The organism is Paenarthrobacter aurescens, assembly GCF_025421775.1.
GTDB lineage: Bacteria > Actinomycetota > Actinomycetes > Actinomycetales > Micrococcaceae > Arthrobacter > Arthrobacter aurescens_B.
Genome location: NZ_JAOEFX010000002.1, coordinates 251397 through 269750, shown reverse-complemented (window position 1 = coordinate 269750; position 18354 = coordinate 251397). Strand labels below are relative to the sequence as shown.

Annotated in this window: 20 protein-coding genes; 5 read left to right on the top strand and 15 right to left on the bottom strand. The window is 62.7% G+C overall.

Going from position 1 to position 18354, the window contains the following annotated elements:
• The first annotated feature begins 22 nt into the window (after positions 1-22).
• Together N7568_RS04570 and fdxA are read left to right on the top strand one after the other, a co-directional pair.
• Positions 23-1501: an aldehyde dehydrogenase family protein gene (locus N7568_RS04570; RefSeq protein ID WP_261608714.1), complete on the top strand. Its 1479-nt coding sequence runs from the start codon at positions 23-25 to the stop codon at positions 1499-1501.
• 6 nt (positions 1502-1507) lie between these two features.
• The gene (gene fdxA / locus N7568_RS04565) at positions 1508-1828 is read left to right on the top strand and encodes a ferredoxin (RefSeq protein WP_261608713.1); all 321 of its coding nucleotides are present in this window, start codon (positions 1508-1510) and stop codon (positions 1826-1828) included.
• Here the strand turns inward: fdxA and N7568_RS04560 are convergent.
• Complete coding sequence (locus tag N7568_RS04560; protein WP_261608712.1) at positions 1825-2565, bottom strand: response regulator transcription factor; 741 nt, start codon at positions 2563-2565, stop codon at positions 1825-1827. The two genes, fdxA and N7568_RS04560, sit on opposite strands and share 4 nt — an antisense overlap.
• Positions 2566-2664: 99 nt before the next feature.
• On the opposite strand from N7568_RS04560, the gene N7568_RS04555 reads away from it, so the two are divergent.
• Positions 2665-4335 (top strand): sensor histidine kinase, encoded by a 1671-nt coding sequence (locus N7568_RS04555; RefSeq protein WP_261608711.1) that lies wholly within the window; start codon positions 2665-2667, stop codon positions 4333-4335.
• A gap of 2 nt (positions 4336-4337) precedes the next feature.
• Here the strand turns inward: N7568_RS04555 and N7568_RS04550 are convergent, their stop codons facing one another.
• From N7568_RS04550 to N7568_RS04490, 13 genes are all read right to left on the bottom strand, one after another.
• Complete coding sequence (locus N7568_RS04550) at positions 4338-4577, bottom strand: PLD nuclease N-terminal domain-containing protein (RefSeq protein WP_261608710.1); 240 nt, start codon at positions 4575-4577, stop codon at positions 4338-4340.
• 35 nt (positions 4578-4612) lie between these two features.
• On the bottom strand, positions 4613-5821 hold the full coding sequence (locus tag N7568_RS04545) for an McrC family protein (RefSeq protein WP_306422634.1): 1209 nt from the start codon (positions 5819-5821) through the stop codon (positions 4613-4615).
• Positions 5822-5936: 115 nt separating this feature from the next.
• A complete protein-coding gene (locus N7568_RS04540; RefSeq protein ID WP_261608708.1) occupies positions 5937-8171 on the bottom strand; it encodes an McrB family protein in 2235 nt (744 codons plus the stop codon).
• A gap of 73 nt (positions 8172-8244) precedes the next feature.
• Positions 8245-8898, bottom strand: a complete 654-nt coding sequence (locus N7568_RS04535; protein ID WP_261608707.1) for a DUF1349 domain-containing protein — start codon at positions 8896-8898, stop codon at positions 8245-8247.
• Positions 8899-8949: 51 nt separating this feature from the next.
• Positions 8950-9321 (bottom strand): hypothetical protein, encoded by a 372-nt coding sequence (locus tag N7568_RS04530; RefSeq protein ID WP_261608706.1) that lies wholly within the window; start codon positions 9319-9321, stop codon positions 8950-8952.
• Positions 9314-9454: a hypothetical protein gene (locus N7568_RS04525; protein WP_261608705.1), complete on the bottom strand. Its 141-nt coding sequence runs from the start codon at positions 9452-9454 to the stop codon at positions 9314-9316. Before N7568_RS04525 ends, N7568_RS04530 begins: the two co-directional genes overlap by 8 nt.
• Entirely contained in the window at positions 9451-9822 is a 372-nt protein-coding gene (locus N7568_RS04520) for a hypothetical protein (protein WP_261608704.1), read from the bottom strand. Before N7568_RS04520 ends, N7568_RS04525 begins: the two co-directional genes overlap by 4 nt.
• Positions 9812-10027 carry a hypothetical protein gene (locus N7568_RS04515; RefSeq protein WP_261608703.1) on the bottom strand — a complete coding sequence of 72 codons (216 nt, stop codon included), beginning with the start codon at positions 10025-10027 and terminating at the stop codon, positions 9812-9814. The genes N7568_RS04520 and N7568_RS04515 overlap by 11 nt, the downstream gene beginning before the upstream one ends.
• Positions 10028-10057: 30 nt before the next feature.
• A complete protein-coding gene (gene galE, locus N7568_RS04510) occupies positions 10058-11032 on the bottom strand; it encodes a UDP-glucose 4-epimerase GalE (RefSeq protein ID WP_261608702.1) in 975 nt (324 codons plus the stop codon).
• 2 nt (positions 11033-11034) lie between these two features.
• Positions 11035-12030: an aldose 1-epimerase family protein gene (locus N7568_RS04505; RefSeq protein WP_261608701.1), complete on the bottom strand. Its 996-nt coding sequence runs from the start codon at positions 12028-12030 to the stop codon at positions 11035-11037.
• Between the two features lie 2 nt (positions 12031-12032).
• Positions 12033-13802, bottom strand: a complete 1770-nt coding sequence (locus N7568_RS04500) for a glycoside hydrolase family 35 protein (protein WP_261608700.1) — start codon at positions 13800-13802, stop codon at positions 12033-12035.
• Between the two features lie 70 nt (positions 13803-13872).
• Positions 13873-15228 carry an ABC transporter substrate-binding protein gene (locus tag N7568_RS04495; RefSeq protein ID WP_261608699.1) on the bottom strand — a complete coding sequence of 452 codons (1356 nt, stop codon included), beginning with the start codon at positions 15226-15228 and terminating at the stop codon, positions 13873-13875.
• Between the two features lie 66 nt (positions 15229-15294).
• Positions 15295-16101, bottom strand: a complete 807-nt coding sequence (locus tag N7568_RS04490; RefSeq protein WP_229785142.1) for a carbohydrate ABC transporter permease — start codon at positions 16099-16101, stop codon at positions 15295-15297.
• On the opposite strand from N7568_RS04490, the gene N7568_RS04485 reads away from it, so the two are divergent.
• Positions 16091-16258 carry a hypothetical protein gene (locus tag N7568_RS04485; RefSeq protein WP_253466777.1) on the top strand — a complete coding sequence of 56 codons (168 nt, stop codon included), beginning with the start codon at positions 16091-16093 and terminating at the stop codon, positions 16256-16258. The genes N7568_RS04490 and N7568_RS04485 overlap by 11 nt on opposite strands.
• Here the strand turns inward: N7568_RS04485 and N7568_RS04480 are convergent.
• Positions 16255-17172: a carbohydrate ABC transporter permease gene (locus tag N7568_RS04480; RefSeq protein WP_261608698.1), complete on the bottom strand. Its 918-nt coding sequence runs from the start codon at positions 17170-17172 to the stop codon at positions 16255-16257. The two genes, N7568_RS04485 and N7568_RS04480, sit on opposite strands and share 4 nt — an antisense overlap.
• 64 nt (positions 17173-17236) lie before the next feature.
• Here N7568_RS04480 and N7568_RS04475 point away from each other — a divergent pair, with 64 nt between their 5' ends.
• Positions 17237-18328, top strand: a complete 1092-nt coding sequence (locus tag N7568_RS04475; protein ID WP_261608697.1) for a LacI family DNA-binding transcriptional regulator — start codon at positions 17237-17239, stop codon at positions 18326-18328.
• Positions 18329-18354 lie beyond the last annotated feature (26 nt).

The window sequence follows — 18354 nt, the reverse complement described above, 5'->3', positions numbered from 1 at the left end:
CACTACTTTCAAAGGAAACGCCATGACGTCCACCGCCTTGGAAACCGCCACCACCAACGACGCCGAAACAAGCACCGCCCAACACCTCATCAACGGCCAGTGGCTGGGCGAAGCCGACACCCAGCGGATGAACCCGGCCAGGCCCGGCGAACTCGCCGCGCTCTCGCCCAGCGGCACAGCCCGGGACGTTGACGCGGCCATCACGGCAGCCGCAGCAGCCCAGCCGGGCTGGGCTGCCCTGCCCGCACCGTCCCGCGGCGCCATCCTCATCGCTGCCGGGAACCTGCTGATCGAACGCCAGGCTGCCATCGCCGAGGACTTGGTCCGCGAAGAAGGCAAGACGCTGGCCGAGGCCAAAGGCGAGGTGAAACGTGCCTCGGACGTCCTTCGTTTCTTCGGCTCGCTCGGTTGGGCAGCCACCGGCGAGGTACTGCCCAGCGGCCTGCCGGACACCACCATCACCACACGCCGCGAACCGCTGGGCGTCATTGGGCTCATCACTCCATGGAACTTCCCCATCGCCATCCCGGCATGGAAGACCGCCCCGGCGCTGATCAGCGGCAACACCGTGGTCATGAAACCGGCGGAGCTCACACCATTGTCCGCAACCCACCTGGCCCGTGCCCTGCAGGACGCAGGACTGCCCGCAGGCGTATTCAACGTGGTGCATGGCAAAGGCCGTGTAGTGGGAGACGCGCTGGCCAGGGATCCGCGGATCGCCGGCATGTCGTTCACAGGCTCCACCAATGTGGGCCTCGGACTGCAGGAGATCCTGAACGCCCGCCGTGCCCGGGTCCAGCTGGAAATGGGCGGCAAGAACGGCGTCCTGGTCCTGGACGACGCCGATGCCCGCAAGGCTGCCCAAGTGGTGGCCGCAGGTGCGTTCGGCCTGACGGGCCAAGCGTGCACGGCAACCTCGCGCGTGTACGTTACGCCGGGCATCCGCGCCGCGTTCCTGGAAGCTTTGGTCGATGAAGCCGCCGCGTACACCACCGGCGACGGCCTCGACGGTGACACGAAGATGGGCGCCGTGGTGAGCCGGCAGCAGTTCGAGCAGGACCAAGCTGCGGTGCGTACCGCCGTCGAACGCGGTGCGACGCTCCTCCACGGAACATACGACGGCGACCCGTCCGGCGCGCTGTTCTTCCCGGCGGCGGTCCTCACCGGGCTGCCGTTCGATGACGCAGCCGTGACGGAGGAAATCTTCGGACCAGTGGTGGCCGTGCTTGAGGTGCCCGACTACGAAGCCGGCCTCGCCGCCATCAATGATTCCCGATACGGCCTGACCGCCGGGATCTGCACGGACTCATTGGCCCTTGCCACTGACTTCGCTGCCCGCGCACAGGCAGGCGTGGTCAAGGTCAACCGCCCGACGGCTGGGCTGGACCTGAACGTCCCCTTCGGCGGGGTAAAGGACTCCTCCACCAACACGTTCCGCGAACAGGGCAGGTCCGCCCTGGACTTTTACACGTGGGGCAAGACCGTTTACACGGGTGTGTAGCGCGCCATGAGCTACGTGATCGCCCAGCCCTGCGTTGATGTCAAGGACAAAGCGTGCATCGAGGAATGCCCCGTGGACTGCATCTACGAGGGCGAACGCTCGCTCTACATCCATCCGTCTGAATGCGTGGACTGCGGGGCATGCGATCCTGTGTGCCCCGTTGAGGCGATCTACTACGCGGAGGACGTCCCGGATGAATGGGCCGACTACGTCAGGGCCAACGTGGAGTTCTTCGAGGAACTGGGCTCGCCGCAGGGCGCGGACGGTTTGGGCAACCTGGGCCGCGATCACCCGGTGATCGCGGCCCAGCCGTTGCGGGTTGCTTAATTGTTGTTCGCGGGAGCCAGCCGGTACCCGACGCCGCGGACCGTCTCAAGCCAACGGGGGGCCTGGATGCTGTCGCCGAGTTTCTTGCGCAGGTTCCCCATATGTACCTCGACGGCGCGTTCGTCCGCGTCGCTGACGTAACTGCCGACGTCGTACGGTTCGTTGCGGAGGCGACGGGCGAGGTCTGCCTTGGTCCGCACAATCCGCCCGGTTTCCAGCAGGGCAAGCAGGAGGTCGAATTCGGTCCGGGTGAGCTTCAGCTCCGCACCGTTCAGTACCGCGGTGCGGGAGCCTGCCGAAACGGCCAGGCCGTTGTGGCTCACCTCGGGGTCCACGGCCTCCGGGACGCTCTTGGAGTCCGACGACGCACGGGGCCTTCGCATCATGGCCTCAACACGGGCGCGCAGTTCGCGGGGACGGAACGGCTTGGTCAAGTAATCGTCGCCGCCGGCCTCCAGCCCCATGAGGGTGTCAAGTTCCTCCGCGCGTGCCGTTAACATAATGATGTAGGCGTCGGAGGATTTCCGGATCTGGCGTGCAACTTCAAAACCGTCGATGTCAGGAAGGCCGAGGTCCAGGGTTATGACATCCGGATTGAGCTCACGGGCCGACGTCACACCCGCAGATCCGGTGGACGCTGTGTGCACATCAAACCCCGCCTGGGATAGAACTACACGTACCAATTCCCGAATATCCTGGTCATCTTCAATGACCAGCCCCACACGTACTTCACTCATCGCTGCCCCTCAGCCCCTTCGATAACCTCAGAAGTATATCCATTATGGTTAGGCTGATCTCATGAACCGACTTTCTTCTGCATCCGTGGTGGATGTGCCATGACCCACCCTTCCACTTGGGATATTGGTGAAAAGAAGAAACTGTTGGTCTTTCAACGCTCGTTCCACGAACATACCCTGCGGATGCGTGTTGTCCTGAGCCAACTGCCGTTGTCGGTATGTGTTTGTCTTTCGGCCATCCTGGTGTGGCTGTTTTTCCCGGCAACACTTCAAAATCCGATGTTCCTGGTCTTCTTGCTCAGCCAGGCATTCCTTTTGGCGCTGTGTGTCATTGTGCCGTGGCACCGGCTGCCCTTCGCCAGTTTCCTCAGCATTCCCATCCTGGACATGGTGTCGATTGGGTTTGGACGGGAGGGCGGGCAGGAGGCACTGACCGGCATCAGCGTTTTGGTGGTCCTGCCGGTCATCTGGTTGTGCGCTTCGGGGCTGTATCCAAAGTTGGCCATCGCCCTGTCGTTCCTCGGCCCATTGGGTATCGTCTGGATTCCCTTGTTTGTCCGGGGCACCCTGACTGAGCAGGACCTCACCAAACCGCTGCTGTTCCCCATCCTCATTCTCGGGATCGGAGTCTCCGTCAGCGTTCTGACGTTGAGCATGGTCCGCCAACAACGCGCGTTGGAGCAAAAGGACCAGGCCCTCAAGGATGCACTGGATGTCAGCACCACGCAGGAACGGCTCCTGAATACCGTCATGGAGGCCCTGCCCCTGGGCGTAGTGGCCGTTGATGGGGACGGTCATGACATCCTCATGAACCGCCGCCAACGCCAAACCCACATCCTGGCCACTCCCTCTGACAATGAAGACCCCAACGAATCCCAACTGCTGGTGTTTGATACTGACCGGACCACGCCCCTGCCCACGGACCGCCGCCCTGTGCGCCGCGCCGTCCTGGGCGAACGGTTCACAGACCAGTTGGTGTGGCTCGGAGCAGGACAGGAGCAGCGCGCCTTCACCGCCAGCGCCCGCCCCATGGTGGACGACGCCGGAAAGTTCGCCGGCTCAGTGGTGGTGTTCAGCGACGTCACGGACCTGGTGAACGCGCTGGCCGCCAAGGACGACTTTGTTGCCAACGTGTCCCACGAGTTCCGCACACCGCTGACGTCCATCCTGGGCTACGTGGAACTGATCCTGGACGATCCCGACACCCTTGATGCAAGGTCCCGCAAGCAACTGGACATCGTCCGGCGAAACGCCGAGCGTCTGCTCACCCTCGTCTCCGACCTCTTGGCCGTGCGTTCGGGGCAGATCGTCATCCAGCCGCATGCCGTGGACGTGGCCGAGTTGGTTCGAGGCAGTGTCACCTCCGCCGAACCCCGCGCCGCAAAAGCCGGGATCCGACTTTCCATGGACCTCCCCGACGCTTTGGAAGCGCACGTGGACTCTTCCCGCATCGCCCAGGTTCTGGACAACCTGGTCTCCAATGCGATCAAGTACTCCCCCGATGGCGGTGACGTGGAAGTAGCGGCTTGGGAGGACGAGGACTACGTTTTCTGCCGGGTCACCGACACTGGCATGGGCATGAACGAAGAGGAACAGGCAGAAGCCTTCACGAAGTTCTTCCGTGCCGGCGGTGTCCGCAACAGCACGATTCCTGGAGTGGGCCTGGGGTTGCCCATCAGCAAGGCAATCGTTGAAGCCCACGGCGGCACCATCACGCTGACGAGCGAACCAGGCCGGGGCACCACCTTCACGGTGAAGATGCCCGCCTGAACTTAGCTGTTCAACCCTGCTGCATCCCGACGGCGGCCGAACAGGAAGTAACTGACCGGGCCGAAGAAGTTAATGAAGGAAACGGCACGCCACACTGCCTTCTTGCCCCTGATGTCTGAGTCCGGGGTCTTCGCGATGCTGCGTTGCGCTGCCACCAGCAATGCCAGGTTCATCACCCCGCTGACCAGGACTGAGATTCGTTGACCCTTGCTCATGTCACGCCACGTCTTCTTGCGGGCCATGATGCCTCCTGTTGGTGAACGGTTTACGTCCTAGGCTAGTCCGGCGCCGACCGGCCCGCCACAGCCTGGCGTACTACTTCGCCCCATGATTGCTCGGCGAGGTCGGCTACCGCTGCAAGGATGTCCGACGGCGGCAGCGACAGGTCCAGCGGATACTCCACGATGTCGATGTCCGTGTTGAGGATCCGCCGCAACTTCATTTCACCGTGCCCCGCGTAGACCAGCCAGGCAGTGGGAACCCGGAGGGCCGTGCAGTACGCCAGCAACTGGTAATGATCGGCACTCAAGGAGGCTCCGGCGTCGGACGCTGCTTTGTACTTGGAGTCGTACACCACCACGGGACGGCCACCCAGGAAGTGCACGGCATCGGGACGGACCGTCAGGCGATCGGAGTCCCGGACGGCCTCATTGAGCAGCGCACCGTATTGGAGCCGCATCTCCCCCGGATGGGCGCTCATGGCAGCGCGCAAGGCGGTCCCGACGAACTCCTCGAACACCTTGCCCATGTCCACCACGAACGAAGCCGTTTGTTGCTTGCCCTCGCCCGCCTCGGCGGATGCGTTGCGCAGGATCACCTCGGCCAGCCTCAGCACGGCGTGGTAGCGGAGATTCATCCGGTTGGCCCGCCACGGCGGCAGCGGCGCCCCGGACTGAAGCCGGGTGACGGCGTCGAGCTTTCCCTTAAGCTGCCGCAACCGGCTCAGGACATCGGGCCGGACCCCGGGGACCTTGCCCATCCGGTCCAACGCGGCACGGAGAATACGGTTCTCGGCAATGTCCTCAGTGAATTCGTCGTAGGACACCTCCAGGGGCACCATCATTCCGGGGCGGCGCGAAATCTGATCCGAGATCCGGATCCGGCCCTTGACGGTACGAAGCGACTCTTCCACGGTCAGGTAGCCCTGCAGGACCCCGCGGCTGAGGGCACGGTCCGCCAACTGCGCCAGGGATTCAGCCAGGGCACTCCACAGGTCAGGGTGCTCCACGGCCTCCACTGAATGATCACGGAAGCCTTGTTCACCGGCGTAACTGAGCAGGAACAGGAGCCGGCTGAGGCCAAGGCGGTCCTTGGGCCGGACTTCCAGCTGCACTGTCGCTGTCCGTACTGATCCGACCTTGCCGACGGGCTCAATCCGGTAGAGGCCCATGCCCATGGGCGAAGCCTTGGCCAAGCCGCTGGCGTTGATGAACGCCGCGGAATCGGGATCGAGTTTGTCCACCACGCCGCCGGAGAGCTCGTCCATGACGATATGCCGGGGACCCGCGGTAGCCCGGCCGGCACTGGCAGGTGCCCGGCCCGCACTGGCAGGTGCCTGGCCGGCGCTGGCAGGTGCCCGGCCCGGCCGCGGCGGGATGGCCTTAGCGGGCTGCAAGACGTCCCAGCAGCTGGTCAAGTCCGAATCGCTCTTCCAGCTGTGCCCTGTTCAGTTGACCGTGGTAGTGCTCCTCCAGCAACGGCATGAGCTCGTATTTCCAGATGCGGCGAAGGCCAGTGGGGTTTTGGGCTGCGTTCTTCATGAAGTACGACGGCCCGATCATGAGGTCCCGGTCCCAGTCGTCGATGGCGTCATTCAGGGCATCCAGGAGGTCCGCGTTGAGCGTGTCCAACCCGCGGGCTTCCAGGAACCGCCGCAGCGAGCCCTTGACCGGCTCCACGTTGGGGTGCAGCTCGATGAACGCGAAACGGCGGCGGATGGCAGCGTCCATCATGGCAATGGAGCGGTCCGCCGTGTTCATGGTTCCGATGATGTACAGGTTGTCCGGCAGGCTGAAGGGCTCATTGGGACTGTACTGCAGGTAGATGCGGTCGTCCCGGTATTCGAGCAGGAAGTAGAGCTCGCCGAACACCTTGGCCAGGTTGGCGCGGTTCATTTCGTCGATGATCAGGAAGTACGGCTTGTGCGCGTTCTCCGGCTTCGCGGCTTCTTCGGCGAGGCGTCGCAGCGGTCCTGCGACGAGCTTGAAGGAGACCTGCCCGTCGTCCGTCTTGTCCGGCCGGAAGCCTTCAAAGAAGTCCTCGTAGGCGTACGACGGGTGAAACTGCACCAGCTTCACCCGCTCGTCGGTATGGTCGCCTGCCAGCTCGGCGGCGATGTGCTTGGCGAGGTAGGTTTTGCCAGTCCCCGGCGGACCGTAAAGAACCAGTTGCCGGTTCTCTTCGAGCAGTTCGGCGATCTCCTTGAGGGGCTCAAGGTCCATGTGCAGGGATGCCGCGAACTCTTCGGTCAGCGGCCGGAAACCTTGCTGGACAACTTCGACGACGGCGGTGGGCGGTGCTTCGTCGTCGCCGTCGGTTTCGGCTTCTACCGGGAGCAATTCCTGCAGGGCCTGGATGACCCTGGTGACGTCCACGAGGATACCGGGCGTGGACAACTGCCGCTGGGCATGGCGCGGCAGCTCCGGGATGGCGTAACTGTCATCGAACCAGCGGACCTTCCGGCGGATGCGTCGGTTGTCTTCGTGGTGTTCAGGCTCGCCGAGGACCACGCCAACCCGCACCCTTCCAGCGTGCTGGTACAGCGTGAGGTCGCCCGGCTTCATCACGGTCAAGAAGGCAAAGACGGCGGTTTTGGTATCTTCCCGCTCCACATAACCCAAGTGTTTGTAATCCTCGTCGACTGCGTGCTGGACCACGCCCGCAGTGACACCTGCCGTCAACGTGCGCAGGTGCTCCACGTCAAGGGTGGCTTTTTCCTCGGCGACCCATGCGGCGAGAAGGTCAGCGTTGTCGTGATGGCTGCGCAGGAGCCAGGAGCGCCGGCCGGGGTCTCCCACCTTGCGCCACTGGCTCACCAGTTGGCGGGCGTACCAATCGATGCGCTGTCCGGCCTGCTCGTCCAAATGCACGCGGATGCGGTGGATGTCCGCGGTGATGTCCTCATCCGAATCGCCCTTGGCGCCGCCGACGAGCGAAGCGAAAGCGTCCCGGATCTCCTGGCGTTCAACGTCCGCCACTACGGGCTCGAAGTAGCTGGGCCACACCAGGTACTCGATGCTGCGGCGCAGGGCGGGCTGGTCTTCGGGAGTTGCTGCGGCGAGCTCGTGGAACTTGAGGGGGTCCGCGAGGGCCTGGTTGATGGTGGCGGTGCTCTGGCTGTCAACGTGGGCCACGAAGCGGCAAAGCCACTTCAGGTGGTCCCAGATGGTCCAGTTGAATTCAGCGGTGCGGTCGCGGATGACGCCGTGGTCCGTCATGCCCTCGTAGAGTTCTTCCGGCAGGTCAACGGGAGGTTCCACCCAGGAGGCAGCCTCGGCAACACGGGCCCGCTTCACCCTGAGGGACTTGACCTCATGGGCGAGCGGCAGCGATTGCAGGAACAGCAATTCCACGGCCAGCAATTTGGCCTCCCGGGACGCGCCTTCGAGGTTTTGCCGCAGGTTGGTCATCATGGGTGCTTTGGAGTCCTCCACCCCGCGATCAAGCCTTTCGAGCAGCTCTCCTGCGGCATCCGCGGTCCACGTCAACGTAGCGCCGTCCAGCGCCGAGGGTCTCCCCTGCAGCGCCGGACCGAGCACATACCAGGCCGCGTCCTCGATCTCCTTGGAGACTCCGGGGGCGCGGTCAATGGCAGGTTTTACGGAGGGAATCACCATGCCAACTTACCTTGTTTGGCTTACCTAAGCATCTGGATATCCACAGGCAGCCGCTCCACCCGTTTGACCCGGGCTAACTTCCGTCGCGCAAATCTGCCGGAGGTTCTTCCGTCAATTCGATGGCGTCAAAACGCGCTTCGCAGCTGTCTCCCATGGGCGCCTGCGACATGAACCCAACGCGGACTGGCCTGTCGGTGTCCAGCCTAAAAAGACGGACAAAGGACCACTCCCGACCGTCGGCTGACGAGTGAAACGCCCATGCGGGGCCAACACGGCTGACCCGCAGGTAGATCCACGGTGCGGTCACCACGGGACCGTTCGAGTCGTCAGAGTGGGTATTGGTCACCACGCTGACAACCATGGCTTCCCCCTGCGGGGAGTATTCGAAGCAAAGCTTGGCCCAGTGGTCGTTGTCCACCCACAAAGCCAGCACACCGGCGTCGAACGTTGTTCGCGGCGAGGCCACCATGACCCTGGCCGACAACGAGAACGACGCTGGAGCCGTGAAAGCAAGGGCCGAGGCCCGGTGCTGCTGGTCGCCCCCGAGCGAATCGTTGGACCAATCGACGCCGGGCGCTGCCGTGAGCGTGAGTGTTCCCTCGGCGTCGTCGTAGCTCGCGTGGCTGGGCGATGAAGTCCACTCCAGGGACGGGAGTCCAGCTATTTCGGGAATCAATGGGCGCTCCTTGTATTCGGCAGTCAGGACATTTCTCTGCAACTTTTCCATACTGGACACGAAAATAGTCCGGCTCCCCCAGGAAGCGGACCACCAATGCGTCTACTCGAACAACCACAACGTCAGGTTCGCGGCGTAGTCGCCGGGCGAGACGGTAGCCGGCGTACGGAGGAACAAGCCGGCCGTTGCGGTCCACTGCCCTTCAGGCGCAATCGCTGCTGAGTCCAGGGCCAGGGCCAGCAATTCCTGGTCCACCAGGCCCACTGCGTCCGCGCCCGAGTCCATGACCGTTTCCACAACGTCACCCTCGGCGACCTGTCCCGATTCACCACCGTCAATCAGCGAAGGGGACCGACCCAGGTGTCCAGCCCCGATGGCCGGCTGGCCCGTGGTTCCCGTGAAGTCGGTGGATGTACCAATGACGTACCAGCCGGCGCCGGCCGGGATCTGGTCCGGGAGTCGCGTATCAGTCACCGTTACCGTGGGCAGCGAACCCGTGAACTGGCGGACGGTGGGAGACGAGCCGTGCGGCTCCGGCCACGCCGGCCAGTACGGCAGTGCCGGCGGCAGCTGCTGAGATTCTGACGATCAAGCTTGCTTTGCTCATCGTCTTGCTCCTTCATTGCAATGCGGGGGGAGATTCATATCGCGCCCGACGAACAAGAGGAGCAGCCCGGTCCCGCCGCAGAGCCCGGCAGCCACGAGGGCCCCTACGGGGTCGAGGCCCGTCGCGGGGAGTCCATTCGGAAGACACTGGCCGCTACATTGTGTACGCGGCGCAATGTCAACACTGAGCTTGATGTCGGAGCCGTTGATCTCCGAAGCCCAACCCGGCGTGAGCCCCAGCACCAGGCTGAAGCCGACCAGCACGCACGACAACAGGATCCTGGCCGAGTCCGCCCAACGAAGCCGGACAGTGAAGCGCCGGCGGGTGGAGCGAGGCGTGCCCCACGATCCCTTCGCCTCAGGCGTCATGCTTCTCATAGGTGTAGCCGTAGGGCACGTCCGGTGAGAGCTCAACCGTGTAGGACGCATAGTCCAGCCGCGTGACCAGGATCCCGCAGCGGCCTTCATTGCGCGCACGCTGCTCCGCAGCCTGGATGGCGGCGTTGAGGTTGATTTCCATGGTGGTCTTGCTGGTAGCCGTGATGGTTGCCAAGAGTTCCGGCGCCTCGATCATGATGTTCCTTTGGGATAGTGCGTTGCAGTGCTAGTGGGTGGATAACTTCTGGTTCCCGGCTGCCGCCCAGGCGCTGGAGATCATGTCCCGGAGCGTATGCCTCGGTTCCCACGCGATGTCCCGGCGTGCCAGTTCGCCGGAAGCGACGATCCGGGCAGGATCGCCGGGCCGGGCTGCGCAAATTTGTGGAGCGAACTGAATCCCCGTCACAGACGCCATTTCGGTCATGATCTGACGGACAGATACGCCGGTACCGCTGCCAAGGTTGTAGACCGGTTCAAGGTCAACGCCCTCCTGGAGTTTCCGGGCAGCCTCCACGTGGGCCGCGGCAACGTCGGCAACGTGGACGTAATCCCTGACGCAGCTGCCGTCCGGCGTGGCATAGGCAGTACCAAAGATCTTCGGCGTTGCGCCATCCTTCAGCGCTTGGAAGACCAAGGGGAACAGGTTGTGCGGACTGACATCCACCACGTCCGGAATCCCGGAGCCAACAACGTTGAAATACCGGAGGGATGTATGGCGAAGCCCGGTTGCCCGTGATTGGTCTGCGATGAGCCACTCACCAATGAGCTTGGATTCGCCATAGGGAGATTCCGGCCTCGTGGGCGTCGATTCGGTCACGAGATCCACGTCAGTGTTCCCATACACGGCGGCGCTCGAGGAAAAAACGATCGCCCGTACAGAGGCTGCTTCCATGGCGGCGAGCAGGTTTCCCGTACCGGTGACGTTCTGGAAATAGGTGTGAAGCGGCCATTCAACCGATACGCCGGCGTACTTGAAACCCGCTAAGTGGATCACGCCGGCCACGTCGTGGCGTGTGAAGACGTCTTTAAGGAAACCAGTATCCAGCAGGGATCCCTGTTCGAAGGCTGCGCCTTCCTGCACAAATCCGCGCTTGCCGCTGGACAGGTCATCGATGACCACCACGTCGTGGCCGTCATCCATGAGTGCTTGGGCTACGTGGGAGCCGATGTAGCCGGCTCCTCCAGTTACTAGCCATGCCATGGTCAGTTCTCTCCTCTATGGTGGTTGCCCTGTGCGGGGCCGAGCCGGTGTGAAATCCCCCAGGTCGAGATCCATTCCTCCCCCGGTTCTAGCCAGCGCAGGCCGGCTCCGGAGTTGAAGGCGTTGGGGAGCGCCGTCATGGGTTCCACCGCTACCGCGGTCCGGTGGCCTCCCGCTGGATAGCTCGTGGTGGTGTACACCTGCGCGTACTGGTAGTTGGCATCGCCCCAGACCTCCACGGCGTCACCATTGGGCGCCTCCAGGAGGTGCCGGTACATTCCGTCCGGCGCCGGAGTGAGATCCAGGAATGCTGTGTCCAGGTGCAGCCAGCCCACCTTGGGCCCTGCGGACAGATCCATGGGCGTCCCGGAGACAGGGGACGTCCCCACGGGATTCAGACGCTCATCCACCACCACATAGGTGGCAGCGTTGATGGTCAGGGAAACGTCCTGCATGGGCGTGGCACCCACCCGCATGTACGGATGGGAACCAATGGCCACAGGGGCGGGCTTTGCTGACTTGTTGGTCAATGCGTGAGTGACCGCCAGCCCCTCCGGAGATACCGAATACGTGGTCTCCACGTCCACAGCGAACGGGTAGCCGTCGCTCGGGTAGATCCGAACGTGAAGGGTCAGCTCGCTGGCGGACCGGCGAACCATCGTGTGAGGACGTAACCTGACCAGGCCGTGAATGGCGTTGCCACGCCCGGGTTCGCTGATGGCCAGTTGGAGGTCTTTCCCGTCATGCGGCCATCGCCCATCCCGGACCCTGTTGGGCCAAGGAATGAGGATCTCGCCCTCGCAGTGTTTGGGGAGACCGAACTCGGGGAACTCCTCGATCAGAGGCTCGCCGTCCACGGTGAGGCTGCGGATGGTGCCGCCGACCTCCGTGATCACCGCCGCGACCATGCGGCCATCTGTCTCCGATTCCGCGGAAATCCGAAACTGACGGCCGGTCGGAGCAGCAATTCCTGCCGATGTTGCTTGAGTCAGCGTCATGGTCAGAACTCCGTATGGCCAAGATCGTGGCTGGCCACGAAGGAAACCGAGCTGTGGGAGGCCGCCTGGAGTTCAAGCATGGTGATGGTGTTACCGTGCTTTCGCAGGAGGGGGCCGGGAACGTAAAGCGTGGCCTGCGGTCCGCGGGACCAGTACCGGCCCAGGCAGAAGCCGTTGATCCACACCACGCCCTTGGTCCAGCCCATGGTGGAGAGGAAGATATCGCCGCCGCCGGGGAGGTCAAAAGTCCCATGGACAAAGACCGGCCCGGACACTGGTACGTCAGGAAGGGAGGGCTGTTCCTCCAACACCGCTGAGACCGGAACTGCGTCGTCGAGTTCCAAGGGAAGGATGTCCCAGTTCCAGAGAGTTTCTCCGTTGATCCGGGCATTTCCGATCAGGCCCTTGGACTCCCCCAAACGGGGACCGTAGTTCACGCGTCCTTGGTCCTCCACCAGGATTTCCAGCGTGCCAACCGCGTCATGGGGCAGCGCCAGGGAACTTTCATGGTGATCCCGGGAGAGGATTCCCACCGGCACCCTGTCCAGGAATACCTGGGCCCGGTCACGTACTTCGTCGAACTCCAGCACAGCGGGACCGGAAACTTCGATTTCCCTGCGGTAGAGGGTGAAGCCGGAGTAGTGGCCCAGCTCGTCGTGGGAGCGCATTCCCTCGTGCGAGGTCCACTTCCCGAGCCGGTCCAGGCAATCCCACAGCGGGAGGGACTGCGCCAGCGGGACGCTAAAACTGGAACCGAGTTGCGCAGGTGCCGGCACGTCGTCGTCGTCGAGGTCTGTGTACTTGGCAATAACGTCACGGAACGCCCAGTACTTCGGCGTCGGGTTTCCAGCTTCGTCCAAAGGGGCGTCGTAGTCGTAGCTGGTAACGATCGGCTGGTAAACACCCTTGTCGTTGGCGCCGTTGGTGAATCCAAAGTTGGTGCCGCCGTGGAACATATAGATATTCACGGACGCGCCAAGCTCCAGCAGCACCTCCAGATCGTTGGCGGACTGCTCCACGGTGGTGGTGTGGTGGTGCGCACCCCAGTGATCGAACCAGCCCACCCAGAATTCAGAACACATGAGGGGGCCGGTGGGCTGATGGCGGCGAAGTGTTTCCAGGCGCTCAGCAGAGCGGCTGCCGAACGAGCCCGTCTTGTGCAGTTCCGGGAGGCTGCCGTTGGCCAACATGTCGTCCTGCGGCTGGTCAACCGTGGTGAACGGCACGGTCAGCCCCATTTCCCGGTTGACCTTGACGAGCTTTTCCAGGTAGAACCGGTCAGCGCCGTAGGCACCGTACTCGTTCTCAATCTGGATCAGGATGATGGGACCGCCGGCGTCGATCTGACGGGGAACAAGAATGGGGGCGAGCTGTTCAAGGTACTCGGTGAGGGCTGCCATATACACGGGATCATCGGCCCGAATGGCCGCAGCGCCGCGGTCAAACAACCATGCAGGGAGCCCGCCGTTGTCCCACTCCGCACAGATGTACGGACCAGGGCGAACAATCGCGTGCATTCCTTCCGCAGCGATCAGGTCCAGGAATCGGCCCAGATCCAATCCCCCCGAGGTGTCGAATACTTCAGGGGACGGGGCATGGGTGTTCCACGGAATGTAGGTCTCAATGGTGTTGAGCCCCATTTGCCTGGCCTTCCGGATCCGGTCCGCCCACTGATCCGGATGGACGCGGAAGTAATGCAGGGCGCCGGAAAGGATGCGGTGGGGCTGACCGTCAAGCATGAAGTCCTGCTCGCCGATAGTGAAGGTTGGCATAGGGGAAATCCAATCTGAAATGGTGGAGCGGGGTCCAGGGCCGGGGGACGCCCCGGACCCGCGCCACGTCTTACTTGGTGGTAACTGTGAAGCCTTGCTGCTGGCCGTACTTTGCCGTGGCATCCTGCCAGGCCTTGAGGCCATCATTCAGATCGCCCTTGGAACCGTAGGCCTGACCAACGGTGTCGCTGTAGATGCTGTTGGCGTAGGTCTGGAACGGAAGGTAGCTCCACCCCGGAACAACGTCCTTGGAAGCCTGGACCAGGACCTCGTTGATCTTCTGGCCGCCGAAGTAGGCGTTTTCAGCGTTCAGGAACGCTTCGCTCTGAAGATCGGCCGTGGTGGAGGGGAAGCCACCGTTTGCAGCGTGGATCTTGGATCCTTCAGGGCCGTTGGCGAACTGGAGGAAGCCGTAGGCTGCTGCCTTGTTCTTGCTCTGCTTCAGTACGGCGTCGCCGCCGCCGCCGTTCTCGGCCGTTGCGGCTGCGCCCTTCTCATATGTCGGCATCGGGGCTACCCGCCACTGACCGCTGGCACCTGCCGCACCCGATTCCAGGTTTGCGGGCATCCATGCGCCGATGATCAGCGTGGCAATGCTTCCGTCCGAGAGGCCCTTGTACCACTCGTCACTCCACGAGGTGACGGGCGACAGGAGATCGTTCTTGAGCAGCTGGTTCCAGGTGCCGGTCCACTTCTTGGCGCCCTCATCCTGGAGATCAACGGCTACCTTGGTGCTTCCGTCCAGCGTGTAGGGCTTGCCGCCGGCCTGCCAGATCATGCTCGTGGTGAAGCCGGCATCGCCGGTGTCACTGGTGATGTAGGCCTTGGGGTCGGCAGCGTGGAGCTTCTTGCCGGCTTCAACGTACTCATCCCAGGTGGTGGGGATGCTGATGCCGTGCTTTTCGAAGACATCCGCCCGGTAGAACATGGCCATGGGACCGGAGTCCTGCGGGAGTGCGTAGACGCCACCGTTGAGGTTCACAGAACCCCAGGTGGACGCCGTGTAGTTGTCCTTGAGCTCCTCGGCACCGAAGTCCTTCAGATTTACCAGGGAATCGGACAGGGCGAACTGCGGCAGGGCGTTGTATTCGATCTGCGCAACGTCCGGAGCACCGCTTCCGGCTTTAACGGCGTTCTGAAGCTTGGTGTAGTGGGCGTTGCCCGTTCCCACGTTTTCCAGGTTGACGTGGACCTTGGGGTATTTGGCCTCGAAGGCCTCCACGATCGGTTCGAGCTGCGGCGCCCAACCCCACACCGTGAGGGTGGTTTCGGTATCGAGTGCTTTCGCGATGTCCGCGGCACTTGCGCCTTCGGCTCCTGCGTTTGCCGTTGTTCCCGAGCCGCTGCAGGCGGCGAGGCCGCCGATCATGAGGCTTGCCGCCAGGGCGGCAGTGGCCACCCGCCGGAAGCGATGGTTGTTCTTCATTGAATGAGTGCCTTTCAGATGCGGTTTGGAGATTTACGACGGCGGGAGGTCGCCGTCGTCGGGCTTCTACTTGACGCTTCCCGCAGACAGTCCTGACTGCCAGAAGCGCTGGAGGAAGAGGAACGCCCCCACGATGGGCACGATGGTGAGGAATGATCCGGTGATGACGAGGTTGTAGATGGCCTCGCCTCCGGCCGTGGTCGCTTGGGCGTTCCAGCTGTTGAGCCCCACGGTGAGCGGGTACCAGGTTGATTGGCTCAACATGATCAAGGGGAGGAAATAGTTGTTCCAAGTGGCCACCACCGTGAACAACAGGACGGTGATGAAGCCGGGAGCCAGCATTCGCAACGAGATGGTGAAGAACGTGCGGAACTCCCCTGCACCGTCCATGCGCGCTGCTTCCAGAACTTCCGTGGGGACGGACTCGAGGGCGTAGATCCACACCAGGTAGAGCCCAAACGGGCTGATCAGGGACGGAATGATGACCGACCACGGGGTGTTCGTGAGCCCCATCTGGCTGAACATGAGGAACGTCGGAACAGCAAGGGCAGTGCCCGGAATAGCTACCGCTCCCAGGACCACCGCGAAGACGCCGCGCTTGCCGGGGAAATCGAACTTGGCCAGGCCATAACCGGCCAGGGTGGCAAGGAATGTTGCCCCGCCGGCACCCACCACGACATAGAGCACGGTGTTGGCAAGCCAGCGCAGGAATTCGCCGTCGTTGTAGGTCAAGGTACCCACGATGTTGTCCCACAGTGCGAAGTCCCCGGAGAACCACAAGCCGAAGGAGCTGAAAAGGGAGGTTTGCGTCTTGGTGGAGTTGACCAGCAACCAGAACAAGGGAAGCAGTGCGTACACTGCCATGACCCCCATCAGGATGGTGAGAAGGACGGACGAGCGCTTCCGGCTGACCCCGTGGCGCCGGGTGTTCAACCTGGGTGCAGGTGACCGCCGGGGCCTCACCGCCGGTGACGGTGTGGGCGCGGTATCGCTGGAATGGGCTGGGCTCAAACGTACGGACATGGGCTAGGCATCCTTTCGCGAGCCGGAGAGCTGGACGACGTAGGCAACAATGACCGTCAGGACGCCCATGATGATGGAGATAGCCGCGGCGTAATTGAACTGCTGGCCTGCAAACGAGAGGTTGTATGCGTACATGTTCGGCGTGAAGTAGGAGCTGATGGAGTTTGGTGCCAACGCCTTGAGGATGTTCGGCTCGTTGAACAACTGGAAGCTGCCGATAACCGAGAAGATGCTCGCAATGCCGATGGCTCCGCGGATGGAGGGAAGCTTGATGCTCCGGATGACCCGGAACGTGCCTGCTCCGTCAAGGTTTGCTGCCTCATACAGTTCCGCGGGGATGACCTTCAGCGCCGAATAGAAGATCAGCATGTTGTAGCCCGTGAACTCCCAGGTGTTGATGTTCCCGATCGAGGCGAGGATCCAGCTGGAAGAGAGGGGCTCGGCCAGATCCAACCCGAAGAAATCGTTGATGCTGCCGAACAGGCCAAAACGGGGGCCGTAGATGAATCCCCACATCAGCGTCGCCACTACTGCCGGTACTGCGTACGGGAGGAACACCGAAATGCGGAAGAACGACGACGCGCGCAGACGCCCGCTGTCCAGTGCCAAGGCTGCGAAAAGGGCGAGGAACAACATGATGGGGACCTGGACCACCAGGAAGACGGACACCCTGATCACGGAGTCCCAGAACTGGGGATCGCCCAGCGCCTGAAGATAGTTGGCTCCCCCAACGAACTTGTCGCCGCCCACCATCTGGTTCTGGAAGAGGCTCAGGTAAAACGCGTAGAGGACTGGAGCCACGAATACCAGCAGGAAGACAGCCATGAACGGGCCCACGAATGCCCACCCCATCCATCGACCTGCGCGCTTGCGGGATTGGACCAAGGGTGGAGCGTCGGCCACGGGCGACGTCGTTGTCATGATGAATTCTTCTCTTCTCGCTATGTTTACGCAAACATTCTTGAAAGAAGATTAGCATGTTTAGGTGAACATACAAGAGGATGCCGCAGACAGCGTTAGCCCGGCCAGCACGTCGCACACCAGCGATTCGCCCTCGGTCAGGAGTGCCCGGGCTGCCCGCGGCCCATCAATCGGCGATGTTGCACGAGCAGCCGGGGTTTCCGCCCAGACCGTCTCCCGCGTATCCAACGGCCTGACGAATGTTGAAGAAAAGACCAAGCAGCGGGTGCTGGACGCCATGAAACAACTGGGCTATCGGCCCAACAGGGCTGCACGCGCACTCAAGAGCGGTCAGTTCAAATCCATTGGCGTCATCATGTTCAATCTCTCGACCTACGGCAACAGACGCACCCTGGATGCCATCGCCACCGCGGCCTCACAGGCCGGATACTCGGTGAACCTCATCCCCCTGCACGACCCCACTACAGGTACCGTGACAGGCGCCTACAACCGGCTGAAGGAACAGGATGTGGACGGGGTGGTCATCATCTTCGAGGCGCACCTGTTTGATCGTGCGGACATTACGTTGCCCGAGGACCTCCCCGCTGTGGTCATCGACTCAAGCCCCGGTTACGGCTATCCCATGGTGGATACAGACCAAGCCGAGGGTGCGCGCTTTGCCACCGAGCATCTCCTCGATCTAGGCCACCAGCAGGTTTGGCACATAGGGGGCCCGGTGTCCTCCTTTTCAGCCAGGCACCGTGAGGAGTCCTGGCGACGGACGCTGGACGAGGCAGGCATCGAAGCGCCCACTGTCCTTCATGGAGATTGGTCCACCGAATCCGGATATCAGGTCGGGATGGAGCTCGGCCGCGATCGGGAAGTCACCGCAATCTTCGCCGCGAACGATCAGATGGCGCTCGGGGCAATGCGGGCCCTTCATGAACTTGGGCGCCTCATCCCGGAGGATGTCAGCGTTGTGGGATTTGATGACCTCGAGGAATCCACTTCCTTCTGGCCTCCACTGACCACCATCCGTCAAGACTTCCTCGCAGTTGGCCGGTTGAGCATTGAAAAGCTGCTTCAGCAGATCGCCGGAAACACCCCGGCCAGCGTCGTCACCACGGTGCCGACCCGCCTCATGGTGCGCAAAAGCACGGCCGCGCCGGCCCACTAGGGCAACGCGACCGTGCTGGCCTGCTG